Source organism: Cellulomonas sp. P5_C5 (assembly GCF_054049655.1).
Map to the genome: position 1 here is coordinate 194,913 of NZ_JBFULY010000001.1, position 12,109 is coordinate 207,021.

The window sequence follows — 12,109 nt, forward strand, 5'->3', positions numbered from 1 at the left end:
CATGGAATGCCCCCGGCGCAGACCATAGGGGACCGGACGAGTGTCTGACAAGTGAGTGATGTCCGTTTTGTGCGGCGTTATCTTGACCCCTGACAGGCCGTCAACCCTGTCCCAAAATCTCGCCGTGAAGCCGACGTTCAGCGGCGTCCCAGGCACGTGGCAGGGGTCCACCGGTCGCTCGGGGGGTGTAGCGCCGGAGGTCCAGCCCGCGGGCACCGACGGCCCGCAGCTCGGCCAGCCCGCCGGACAGCACCCCGGCCGCGCGCGCCTGCACCAGGACGTTGCCCAGCGCGGCGCCCTCGACGGGTCCGGCGACGACGGGCAGGCCGGTCGCGTCGGCGGTGAGCTGGCACAGCAGCTCGTTGCGCACTCCGCCACCCACCACGTGCACGACGCGGACGTCCTTGTCCGCGAGCGTCGACGCCTGCCGGACCGCCCGGCGGTACGCGAGCGCGAGCGAGTCGAGGATGCAGCGCACCGTCTCGGCCTGCGACTGCGGCGGCGTCTGCCCGGTCCGTTCGGCCTCGGCGGCGATACGCGCGGGCATGTCCCCCGGCGGCAGGAACGTGGGGCCGTCGAGGTCGACCACGGTGGTCAGCGCCGGGACACGGGCGGCCGCCGCGAGCAGGTCGGGCAGGTCGGCGGGGAGCCCGGCCTCGTTCCAGGTCCGGAGGGACTCCTGGAGCACCCACAGCCCCATGACGTTGCGCAGATAGCGGACGGTCCCGTCGACCCCCGCCTCGTTGGTGAAGTTGGCGGCGCGGCTGGCCTCGGTGAGGACGGGCTGGTCGAGCTCGAGACCGACGAGTGACCAGGTGCCGCAGGAGATGTACGCGAAGTCGTCCCCGACGGCCGGCACCGCGACCACGGCCGAGGCGGTGTCGTGCGAGCCCACCGTCCACACCGGCACCTGCCCGTGCAGCCCGACGTCCGCGCGCACGTGGCCCAGCAGCGCACCGGGGTCGAGCAGCGGCGGGAGCATCGTGGCGTCGATGCCCAGCCGCTCCGCAAGGTCCGCCGCCCACGTCCGCGTGGTCGCGTCGAGCAGGCCGGTGGTCGACGCGTTGGTGACCTCCGCGACGTGGGCGCCCGTCAGCCAGCAGCCCAGCAGGTCGGGGATCAGCAAGGCCGTGCGGGCCGCGCCCAGCGCCGCGGTGCCCTGCGCGGCGACCAGCTGGAACACCGTGTTGAAGGGCTGCACCTGCAGGCCCGTGCGGGCGTAGAGCTCGGCCGCCGGGACCGTCGCGAAGACCTTCTCCGGCACGCCGTCGGTGCGCCCGTCGCGGTAGTGGAACGGGTTGCCCAGCAGGGCGCCGTCGCCGTCGAGGAGCCCGTAGTCCACGGCCCACGAGTCGATCCCGACGCCGCTGAGCGCGCCCGCCTCGCGGCCCGCGGCGCGCAGCCCGTCGAGCACGCCGCGGTACAGCCCGAGGACGTCCCAGTGCAGCGCACCCGCCACCCGCACGGGGCCGTTGGGGAACCGGTTGACCTCGTGCAGCGACACCCGCCCGTCACCGACGGTCCCGACGATGACGCGCCCCGACGAGGCGCCGAGGTCGACGGCAGCGAACGCGCTCACCCCCCACCGCCCCTCTCCCCGACATCACCCAGGTCGTGGCGTCGTCCGACGAGACCGGCAGTTCCCCGCGAGAACGGCACTTCACACTGCCGTTCTCGCGGGAACGTGACGTTCTCGGTCGTCATCGCAGGAAGGCTGCTGCCACGCCGGAGTCGACCGGGACGTGCAGGCCCGTGGTCTGGACCAGGTCGGGGCCGGTCAGGGCGAACACCGCCGCCGCCACATGCTCCGGCAGGACCTCCTTCTTCAGCAGGGTGCGCTGGGCGTAGTAGGCGCCCAGCTCCTCCTCGGGCACCCCGTAGGTCGCCGCGCGCTGGGCGCCCCAGCCGCCCGCGAAGATCCCGGACCCGCGCACGACGCCGTCGGGGTTGACCCCGTTGACCCGGATCCCGTGCACGCCGAGCTCGGCGGCGAGCAGGCGGACCTGGTGGGCCTGGTCGGCCTTGGTCGCCGAGTACGCGATGTTGTTCGGCCCGGCGAACAGGGAGTTCTTCGAGGCGATGTACACGATGTCGCCGCCCATGTCCTGGGCGATCATCGCGCGGGCCGCCTCGCGGGCCACCAGGAACGAGCCGCGCGCCATCACGTCGTGCTGCAGGTCCCAGTCCTTGACCGTGGTGTCCAGCAGCGGCTTGGAGATCGACAGCCCCGCGTTGTTCACGACGAGGTCCACACCCCCGAACGCCAGCGACGTCTCAGCGATCAGGCGGGCGATGTCGTCCTCGGAGGTCACGTCGGCCTGCACCGCGATGGCCACATCGGGACCACCCAGTGCGGCCGCAACCTCGGACGCACCCTCGAGATTCAGGTCCGCGATCACGACGCACGCGCCCTCGGCGGCGAGCCGCTCGGCGATCGCCCGCCCGATGCCCGACCCGGCCCCGGTCACCAATGCGACCCGGGTGGCCAACGGCTTGGGCTTGGGCATCCGCGCGAGCTTGGCCTCCTCCAACGCCCAGTACTCGATGCGGAACTTCTCCGCCTCACCGATCGGCACATACGTGCTGATCGCCTCGGCGCCGCGCATCACGTTGATCGCGTTGACGTAGAACTCCCCCGCCACCCGCGCGGTCTGCTTGTCCTTGCCGAACGAGAACATCCCCACCCCCGGGACCAGCACGATCGCCGGGTCCGCACCCCGGATCGCCGGGCTGTCCGCGGTGGCGTTGCGGTCGTAGTAACCCTGGTAGTCCGCCCGATACAGGGCGTGCAGCTCCTTGAGCCGGCCCACGACCTCCTCGACCGGCGCATCCGCGGGCAGGTCCACCACCAGCGGCTTGACCTTCGTGCGCAGGAAATGGTCCGGGCACGACGTCCCGAGCTCAGCCAGCCGCGGCAGCGCAGCGCGGGACACGAAGTCCAGCACCACCTCGGAGGACGTGTAGTGACCGACCTGCGGCCTGTCCGTGGAGGCCAGCCCCCGGATCACCGGCGCCAGCGCCGCCGCACGGGCTCGGCGCTCCTCGTCGGGCAACGGGCTCACGACCACCTCACCGAACGGGTGCGGGCCTGCGGCCAGCTTCTCGACGATGAACGCCTCCGCCGTGCGGACGATCTCCAGCGACCGCTCCTCAGCCTCCTCGGAGGTGTCCCCCCAGGCGGTGATGCCGTGCCCACCCAGGATGCAGCCGATGGCCTGCGGGTTCTTCTCCTTGATCTCCGCGATGTCCAGCCCCAGCTGGAACCCCGGCCGACGCCACGGCACCCACACCACCGAGTCGCCGAAGACCTCCTGGGTCAGCGCCTCCCCGTCAGCGGCCGTCGCGAACGCGATCCCCGAGTCCGGGTGCAGATGGTCCACGTGCACCGCGTCGACCAGCGCATGCATCGCCGTGTCGATCGACGGCGCCGCACCCCCCTTGCCGTGCAGGCAGTAGTCGAACGCGGCGACCATCTCGTCCTCGCGCTCGACGCCCGGGTAGACCTCGACCAGCGCACGCAGCCGATCCAGGCGCAGCACCGCCAGGTTCTTCTCCGTCAACGTCCCCAGGTCACCCCCGGACCCCTTCACCCACAGCAGCTCCACGTCCGAACCCGTCACCGGGTCCGTCGCCGTGCCCTTCGCGGAGGTGTTCCCGCCCGCGTAGTTCGTGGTCCGCGGGTCCGCCCCGAGCCTGTTGGACCGTGCGACCAGCTCTTCTGCGACGCTCATGCTCCCCATCCCGCCTGGTTGCCGCCGACCCGCTCGGCGACGATCTTCTCCGCGTACCCCGACGCCTTGTACGCCCCGATCGGGTCGGGGTCGAGGCCCTGCGACTCCCGCAGCTGCGCGAGCAGCGGCCGGACGTCCGTGTTGTAGGCGTCCATGACCAGGCCGTTGGCGCCCAGCACGTCACCGGCCGTCTGCGCCGCGAGCAGCGCGTCGGCGTCGACCAGCAACGCCTTCGCCGTGGCCTCCTGCACGTTCATCACCGAGCGGATCTGCCCGGGGATCTTCGGCTCGATGTTGTGGCACTGGTCGAGCATGAAGTTGACCCCCGAGTCCGGCGCCAGGGCTCCCGACTGCACGATCTCGTGCATGATCCGGAACAGCTGGAACGGGTCCGCGGAGCCGACCATGAGGTCGTCGTCGGCGTAGAACCGCGAGTTGAAGTCGAACGCGCCGAGCCGGCCGGCGCGCAGCAGCTGGGCGACGATGAACTCGATGTTGGTCCCCGGCGCGTGGTGCCCGGTGTCCAGCACGACGAACGCACGGTCCCCCAGCGCGAGGCAGTGCAGCAGCGACGTGCCCCAGTCGGGGATGTCCATCGAGTAGAACGCGGGCTCGAAGAACTTGTACTCGAGGATCAGCCGGTGGTTCGGGTCGAGGGCCGCGTAGATCTCCGCGAGGGAGTCCGCGAGCCGGTCCTGGCGGGCGCGCAGCGAGTCCTGGCCGGGGTAGTTGAGACCATCCGGCAGCCAGAGCTTGAGGTCCGTGGACCCGGTGGCGCGCATGACGTCGATGCACTGCAGGTGGTGCGCGACCGCCTTCGCCCGGACGGTCGCCGACGGGTGCGTCAGCGAGCCGAGCATGTAGTCGTCGTCCTGGAACAGGTTCGAGTTGATCGCCCCGATGGCGACGCCCTGCTCCTTGGCGTGCCGCGCGAGGTCGTCGTAGTCGTCGACCAGGTCCCACGGGATGTGCAGGCTGACGCGCGGCGCGACGCCCGTGTACCGGTGCACCTGCGCGGCGTCCGCAATCTTCTCGTACGGGTCGCGTGGGACGCCCTGCTGCGCGAACACCTTGAACCGGGTGCCGGAGTTGCCGAACGCCCAGGAGGGGAGCTCGATCGTCTGCTGTCGGAGAACGTCCTGGATGGTCATGCGCGGAGCTCCTGGGGGTGGGTGGCGAGGCCGGCCGCACGCAGCTGGTCCTCCAGGTGGAACACCTCGTCGAGGACCTGGAAGCCCTCGTCCGGGTTGCCGTCGTCGACGAAGAACTCGCTCATCTCGGCCTGCCAGCGCGGGTTGACCGCGGTGCGGGTCATGGCCTCCTGGGCGGCGGCGTAGTCGTCGGTCTCGAGGTAGCCGACGAGCAGCCCGTCGGTGGACAGGAAGAGCGAGTAGTCCCGCCAGCCGGTGTCCCGGAGGGCCTCGAGCATCTCGGGCCACACGGCGGCGTGCCGGGACCGGTACTCGTCCAGCCGGTCCGGCCGGACGCGGGACACGAAGCACACGCGGGTCATGGCTCTCGCCTTTCTCGAATCGTCTTTGAAACGATTCACGCACTCTATGTAAGCGTTTACCGCCGTGTCAAGGGTAGAGCCGGGCGCCGGGGTGGCGACCTATCTGCAGCAGAGGAGTAGTCGGCGTCGCCGATCCGATCCCTGTCGAGCACGTCCCGGTCACGATTCCCGCGCGGCCTCTCCCTTGAGGTTCGTGAATCGATTCACTACCCTGCACCGTACGCGCGCGCCCCGAGCACGACAAGGGTCGTGACGTCATCGTGATGCAGCGAGGCACCCACGACGGCCGCCAGCGGGCAACTAGCATCGGGCGCACGCTCGGTGGTTCGAGGAGAGGACGGTCGATGTCGACGACGACACGGGGACGCGCGGATCGCCGACCCTCCATCACGGACGTCGCCAAGCGGGCAGGGGTGTCGGTCGGCACCGTCTCCAACGTGCTCAACCGGCCCGACCAGGTCAGCGAGAACACCCGCGACCGCGTGCTCGTGGCCATCGAGGAGCTGCAGTTCGTCCGCAACGCCTCGGCGCGGCAGCTGCGCGCGGGGACCATCCAGACGGTCGGCGCCATCGTGCTCGACATCGCCAACCCGTTCTTCACCGAGGTCGCCCGCGGCGTCGAGGACCGGCTGGCCGCCGACGAGTACACGCTCATGCTCAGCTCCTCCGACGAGGACCCCGAGCGCGAGGCGCGGTACCTGCGGCTGTTCGAGGAGCACGGCGTGCAGGGCGTCATGGTCACGCCGTCCGCCGGCTCGCTCGACGGCCTGCTGGCGCTGCGGGACCGCGGCATCGACGTGGTCCTGCTCGACACCACGTCCCCGGTCGACGACATCTCCTCCGTCGCCGTCGACGACGTCCGCGGCGGCGCCCTGGCCGTCGAGCACCTGGTCAGCCTCGGGCACACCCGCATCGCGTTCGTCAACGGGCCGCTGACGATCAAGCAGTGCGTCGACCGCCGCGAGGGTGTGCTCGCCGCGCTTTCCGCCGCCGGGCTGGACCCCGCGGCGGCGCTCGTCGAGATCACGATCGGCTCGCTCAACGCCGAGGGCGGCGAGGACGGCGTGAACCGGCTGCTCGCGGCCGACGGCGACCGGCCCACCGCGATGTTCTGCGTCAACGACCTCACCGCGCTGGGCGCCCTGCGCGCGCTGCGGGCCCACGGCGTCGCCATCCCCGCCGAGATGGCGGTGGTCGGCTACGACGACGTCGTCTTCGCGTCGATGCTCACCGTGCCGCTGACGTCCGTGCGCCAGCCGACGCACCAGCTGGGCTGGACCGCCGCCGACCTGCTGCTGCGCCAGCGCTCGGAGGGCGCCACGTTCCAGCACCAGCGCATCCAGTTCCAGCCCGAGCTCGTGGTCCGCGGCTCGTCGGACCCGTCGGCCTGACGACCACGTCACGCACCCCGTCCCTGTCCGCCCTCGTCCGGAGGCGGTGGACGGATCGGTAGGCAAGCGCTTACCGTGGCGTTGAGTCGATTCATACAGGCGAAGGAGCCGTACGTGACGGAGCAGGGCACGTTGAGAGTCGCCATCGTCGGGACCGGCGCCATCGCCCACGCCCACGCCCAGGTGCTCGCGCTCGACCCGCTCGCGACGGTCGTCGCGGTCGCGGACCCGAACCCGGCGGTCCGTGACGTGTTCGCCGATCAGTTCGACGTGGCCGGCCGGTACGACGGCCTCGACGCCCTCCTCGCCGCCGAGACCGTGGACGTCGTGCACCTGTGCACCCCGCCCGGTCTGCACAAGGACCAGGCGATCACCGCGCTGCGCGGCGGCGCCCACGTGGTCTGCGAGAAGCCGCCGGTCCTGTCGCTGGCGGACCTGGACGCGGTGCTCGCGGTCGCCCACGAGGTCGGCCGCGAGTACGCCGTCGTGTTCCAGCAGCGCACCGGCACCGCCGTCGGTCACGTGCAGAGGCTGCTGGCCGACGGCACGCTCGGCCGCCCGCTCGTCGGCGTCTGCCACACGCTCTGGTACCGCAAGCAGGAGGACTACTACGCGGTGCCGTGGCGCGGGAAGTGGGCGACCGAGGGCGGCGGACCCCTGCTCGGGCTCGGCATCCACCAGCTCGACCTGCTCGCGTTCCTGCTCGGCGAGTGGGCCGAGGTCGACGCCCGCGCGTTCCGGCTGGACCGCGACCTGGAGACCGAGGACACGTCGACGGCGGTCATCCGGTTCGCCAACGACGCGATCGTGTCCGTGCTGACCACCGCGCTGTCGCCGCGTCAGGTCAGCTACGTCCGGGTCGACACCACGCTCGGCACCGTCGAGGTCGAGCACCTCTACGGCCACGACGCCCGCTCGTGGCGGCTCACCCCCGCACCGTCCCGCACCGGCGGAGAGCCGGACCCGGCACCGGCCGCCTGGTCGCTCCCTGTCGACGACGAGCCCTCCGGCCACACCCCGCTGCTCCGCGCGGTCTACGCGGCGCTGCGCTCCGGCGACCCGTTGCCGCCGGTCGCCGCGGACCCGCACCGGTCGCTCGAGCTGGTCACCGCGATCTACGCGTCGGCGACCCTGGGCCGCCCGGTCACCAAGGCGAACCTGGCCCCCGGAAGCACCCTGCGCGACGGCTTCCTGCACGGCGTCGAAGACCTCCGCCCCACATGACGCACCCCACCCGAACCACCCCCCTCACAACGTCCGAGGAAGTGGCTGCCCGAGCGACCACACGCTCGGACGCACCCACGCCCACCCCCGCGACGTCCGAGGAAGTGAGCGCTGGAGCAGCCAGTTCCTCGGACGTACGCGTTGCGGCTCCCGGATCTGCGGGCGTCGCGCCCGATCCCCTGTTCACCGATCCGCTCGGGGCGCCCACCGATCCCACCGTGGTCGAAGGGCCCGACGGGACCTGGTGGCTGTTCGCCACGCAGCGCCGGGTGGACGACGACGGGCCCGGGGTCCGCTGGGTGCACGGGACGGACATCGCGGTCGCGACGAGCGACGACGGCGGGCTGACGTGGACGCACCGCGGCGTGGTGGACGGGCTGGACCCCGGAGAGGGGCGGAACACGCTCTGGGCTCCGGAGGTCGTGTTCGCCGAGGGCCGGTTCCACCTGTTCGTCAGCTACATCGCCGGGGTCCCGGAGCAGTGGGCGGGGCACGAGCGGCACATCCTGCACCACGTGTCCGACGACCTGGTGCACTGGGAGTTCCGCGGGATCGTGCCGCTGAGCTCGGACTACGTGATCGACGCGTGCGTGGCACCGACGCCGACGGGCTACCGCATGTGGTTCAAGGACGAGGCGGCGGACTCGACCACCTGGTGCGCCGACTCGGCCGACCTGGAGACCTGGGGCCCGTCGCGACCGGTCATCGAGGGGCGCCCGCACGAGGGCCCGAACGTGTTCACGCTCGGCGGGTGGCACTGGATGATCGTCGACGAGTGGCGCGGTCAGGCGGTGTACCGGTCCGACGACCTGGAGCGCTGGACCGCCGACGGGCGCATCCTGGTGGAGCCGCGCGGGCACCACGCGGACGTCGTCACCACCGCCACCGAGGCCTGGATCTTCTACTTCACGCACGACGTGTCCCCGTTCGGCGCGACCGGCGCGGGCGAGGACCCGGCGACACGGCGGGCCGTCGTGCGCGTCGCAGGAGCCCGCGTGGTCGACGGCCACCTGGTGTGCGACCCCCACGACCCTGTTGACCTAGACCTACGACGAGCAGCGAGGACCCGATGATCCAGTACGGCGGCGACTACAACCCGGAGCAGTGGCCCCTGGCCACGCGCATCGAGGACGTCGAGCTCATGCAGCAGGCCGGCGTCACGCTGGTCAGCGTCGGGATCTTCAGCTGGGCCCAGCTGGAGCCCCGCGAGAGCGAGTTCGAGTTCGGCTGGCTGGACGACATCCTCGACCGGCTCCACGCGGCGGGCATCAAGGTCGCGCTGGCCACCGCGACGGCGAGCCCGCCGCCGTGGCTGACGCGCAAGCACCCGGAGTTCCTGCCGGTGCTGGCGGACGGCACCGTGCTGCACCCCGGCGGCCGGCAGGCGTACCGGGTGTCGTCGCCGGAGTACCGCGCGTACGTGCTGCGGATGACCCGCACGATGGCGGAGCGGTACGGGAAGCACCCGGCGCTGGCGCTCTGGCACGTGGACAACGAGCTGGGCTGCCACGTCCCGCACGACTTCTCCGACGACGCCGCGGCCGCGTTCCGAGGCTGGCTCGCGGACCGGTACGGCACGGTCGAGGCGCTGAACGACGCCTGGGGCACCGCGTTCTGGTCGCAGCGGTACGACGACTTCGACGAGGTGCTGCCGCCGCGCAGCGCCCCGACGTACCCGAACCCGACGCAGCAGCTCGACTTCGCGCGGTTCTCCTCGGACGAGCTGCTGGTGCACTACCGGGCGCTGCGCGACGTGCTGCGCGAGGTCACGCCGGACGTGCCGACGACCACGAACCTCATGCTCTCCACGGGCACGAAGTGGATGGACTACTTCTCCTGGGCCGACGACCTCGACGTCATCGCCAACGACCACTACACGCGCGCCCACGACCCGGAGGCCCACGTCGAGCTCGCGTTCAGCGCGGACCTCACGCGCGGGGTGGCCGGCGGTGACCCGTGGCTGCTCATGGAGCACTCGACGAGCGCGGTGAACTGGCAGCCGCGCAACCGCACCAAGCGTCCGGGCGAGATGCTCCGGCACTCGCTCGCGCACGTGGCCCGTGGCGCGGACGCGGTGATGTTCTTCCAGTGGCGCCAGTCCGCCGCGGGGGCGGAGAAGTTCCACTCGGCGATGCTGCCGCACGCGGGGACCGACACCGACGTGTGGCGGAACACCGTGGCGCTCGGCGACGCGCTGACGGCCCTGAGCGAGGTCGAGGGCAGCCGCGTGCACGCCAAGGCCGCGATCGTCTTCGACTACCCGGCCTGGTGGGGCACCGAGCTCGACAGCCACCCGTCGGCCGCCGTCACCTACCCGGACCGCGTCCTCGCGCACTACCGCGCGCTGTGGCAGCGGAACGTCACGGTGGACATCGTGCGGCCGTCGGCGGACCTGTCCGGCTACTCGCTGGTCGTCGTGCCAGGGCTGTACCTGGTCACCGACGCCGACGCGTCGAACATCGCCCGGGCCGCCGAGCGTGGTGCGTCCGTGCTGGTCACGTACTTCTCGGGCATCGCCGACGAGAACGACCACATCCGCCTCGGCGGCTACCCGGGCGCGTTCCGGGAGCTGCTGGGCGTGCGCACCGAGGAGTTCTGGGCGCTGCAGGACGGCGAGACGCTGACGCTCGACGACGGCACGCCCGCCGACGTCTGGTCGGAGCAGACCCACCTGGAACCCGGCACGTCGGCGGTCCGCACGTTCGCCGACGGCGACCTCGCCGGCTGGCCGGCCGTGACCCGGCGACCCGTCGGCGCGGGTGCCGCCTGGTACCTGGGGACGCGGCTCGACGCCGACGGGCTCCAGGACGTGACGGACGCGCTGATCGCGGAGGCGGGCCTGACGCCGGAGCTGGACGGCGTCGAGGCCGTCCGCCGGGTCGCCGACGACGGCCGCTCGTGGCTGTTCGTCCTCAACCACACGACCGACGAGGTCAAGGTTCCGGCCACCGGCCACGAGCTGCTCCGCGACGAGCCGGCACCCGGGACGGTCGTCGTCGCGCCCGGCGCGGTCGCGGTCGTCCGCGAGGGCTGATCCGACGACGACGCCCGCCGGGTCGATGACCGGGCGGGCGTTGTGCTGCGCACAGACCGGCGACCCTGCCGACCGCTACTCACCGAGGCGACGAGTCAGGGCCGGAGCAGGTCCAGCTCCAGCCACTGCGCCAGGTCCTCGATCTCGGCGTCCACGGCGGCGCGTGCGTCGGGGCTCCACGCGTGGTCCTCGTGCACCGCGTGGACGCGCAGCACCCCTGCCTTGACGTCGGCCGTCGCGTCGAGCTTGCCCACGAGCTCGTCGCCGACGAGCACCGGAAGCGCGTAGTAGCCCCAGCGACGCTCGGCCACGGGCTTGAACATCTCGAGGACGTAGTCGGACTCGAAGATGTCGGACATGCGCTTGCGGTCGTGCAGGAGCAGGTCGAACGGGGACAGCAGCGCGGCACGGCCCTCGAACGGCGCGTCGAGCTGGGCCGGGTCCACCCGCCACGTCCCGCGCACCCCCTCGACGACCGCCTCCTCGCCCACCTCTCCGACGTCCACCGGCTCGACCGGGTGCGCTGGCCCGCGCTGCCGGGCGATGCCCAGGGCGGCGAGCCGGCGCTCGGCGCGGGTCCGGGACGCCTCCTCCAGGGGAACCGGGGGATCCTGCGGGTAGACCCGCTCGGCCAGGTCCCAGACCCGGTCGCGGCCGGTGCCCCCCGCGGCGGCGACGTCGCCCATCTGCACCATCAGGCCCAGCAGCATGGTGACGTTGCGGTTGTTGTTCCAGCCCGACGACTTCCACGGCCGCACGCACGTGTCCGGGAGCTCGCTTATCGGCAGCGGCCCGTCGGAGCGCAGCAGGTCGAGGATGTCCTGCCGGCACCCCTCGTTGTCCGCCACCCACCGCCGGTTGGAGCGCTGCCAGTCCGTCGCGCGGTCGCCGACCTCCGGCCAGACCGCCATCTCGGCGCGGTAGAGAGCCAGGTCCTGCGCGACCCGCAGCGTGCCGCGGTACTCCAGGATCGACTGCGCGTCGAGAGCGTCCTCGAGCTCGCGCGGGTCGTACGCCGACCCGATCCGGCTCCACAGGACCAGGTCCGCGCTCGGCGCGATGGCGCTGGTCGGGTTGAGCAGCAGGAGCCACAGGTCGTGCACCGTGTCGTGCACGTCCGTCGGCCGGTCCGCCGTGAGGCGCTGGGCACGCACGGCGATGCGGCGGGCGTCGGCACGGGTGAGGTGGTGCACGCTCGGCAGACTAGGCCTGACCT

The 12,109-nt window shown here is 72.0% G+C and carries 9 protein-coding genes; 4 read left to right on the forward strand and 5 right to left on the reverse strand.

From position 1 onward, the window contains the following. Positions 1-100 precede the first annotated feature (100 nt). The 4 genes from ACXJKF_RS00970 to ACXJKF_RS00985 form a co-directional block, all read right to left on the reverse strand. Positions 101-1,579, reverse strand: a complete 1,479-nt coding sequence (locus tag ACXJKF_RS00970; protein ID WP_456785870.1) for a rhamnulokinase — start codon at positions 1,577-1,579, stop codon at positions 101-103. Between the two features lie 121 nt (positions 1,580-1,700). Then, positions 1,701-3,731 carry a bifunctional aldolase/short-chain dehydrogenase gene (locus ACXJKF_RS00975; RefSeq protein ID WP_456785871.1) on the reverse strand — a complete coding sequence of 677 codons (2,031 nt, stop codon included), beginning with the start codon at positions 3,729-3,731 and terminating at the stop codon, positions 1,701-1,703. Further along, positions 3,728-4,882, reverse strand: coding sequence for an L-rhamnose isomerase (gene rhaI, locus ACXJKF_RS00980; RefSeq protein WP_456785872.1), 1,155 nt, complete (start codon positions 4,880-4,882; stop codon positions 3,728-3,730). The genes ACXJKF_RS00975 and rhaI overlap by 4 nt, the downstream gene beginning before the upstream one ends. Continuing rightward, complete coding sequence (locus ACXJKF_RS00985) at positions 4,879-5,244, reverse strand: L-rhamnose mutarotase (protein WP_456785873.1); 366 nt, start codon at positions 5,242-5,244, stop codon at positions 4,879-4,881. The genes rhaI and ACXJKF_RS00985 overlap by 4 nt, the downstream gene beginning before the upstream one ends. Positions 5,245-5,588: 344 nt before the next feature. On the opposite strand from ACXJKF_RS00985, the gene ACXJKF_RS00990 reads away from it, so the two are divergent. The 4 genes from ACXJKF_RS00990 (at position 5,589) to ACXJKF_RS01005 (ending at position 10,893) form a co-directional block, all read left to right on the forward strand. Then, a complete protein-coding gene (locus ACXJKF_RS00990) occupies positions 5,589-6,635 on the forward strand; it encodes a LacI family DNA-binding transcriptional regulator (RefSeq protein WP_456785874.1) in 1,047 nt (348 codons plus the stop codon). 114 nt (positions 6,636-6,749) lie between these two features. Next, a complete protein-coding gene (locus ACXJKF_RS00995) occupies positions 6,750-7,859 on the forward strand; it encodes a Gfo/Idh/MocA family protein (protein WP_456785875.1) in 1,110 nt (369 codons plus the stop codon). 218 nt (positions 7,860-8,077) lie between these two features. Then, positions 8,078-8,932, forward strand: coding sequence for a family 43 glycosylhydrolase (locus ACXJKF_RS01000; protein ID WP_456785876.1), 855 nt, complete (start codon positions 8,078-8,080; stop codon positions 8,930-8,932). After that, entirely contained in the window at positions 8,929-10,893 is a 1,965-nt protein-coding gene (locus ACXJKF_RS01005; protein ID WP_456785877.1) for a beta-galactosidase, read from the forward strand. The genes ACXJKF_RS01000 and ACXJKF_RS01005 overlap by 4 nt, the downstream gene beginning before the upstream one ends. 95 nt (positions 10,894-10,988) lie before the next feature. Here ACXJKF_RS01005 and ACXJKF_RS01010 read toward each other — a convergent pair whose 3' ends face one another. Continuing rightward, complete coding sequence (locus ACXJKF_RS01010; protein WP_456785878.1) at positions 10,989-12,086, reverse strand: DNA glycosylase AlkZ-like family protein; 1,098 nt, start codon at positions 12,084-12,086, stop codon at positions 10,989-10,991. Positions 12,087-12,109 lie beyond the last annotated feature (23 nt).

What these genes read in the sequence shown, in the direction of transcription:
- ACXJKF_RS00975 (WP_456785871.1), bottom strand. Translation starts at nt 3,731, where the DNA reads ATGAGCGTCGCAGAAGAGCTGGTCGCACGGTCCAACAGGCTCGGGGCG.
- ACXJKF_RS00990 (WP_456785874.1), top strand. Translation starts at nt 5,589, where the DNA reads ATGTCGACGACGACACGGGGACGCGCGGATCGCCGACCCTCCATCACG.
- ACXJKF_RS00985 (WP_456785873.1), bottom strand. Translation starts at nt 5,244, where the DNA reads ATGACCCGCGTGTGCTTCGTGTCCCGCGTCCGGCCGGACCGGCTGGAC.
- rhaI (WP_456785872.1), bottom strand. Translation starts at nt 4,882, where the DNA reads ATGACCATCCAGGACGTTCTCCGACAGCAGACGATCGAGCTCCCCTCC.
- ACXJKF_RS01005 (WP_456785877.1), top strand. Translation starts at nt 8,929, where the DNA reads ATGATCCAGTACGGCGGCGACTACAACCCGGAGCAGTGGCCCCTGGCC.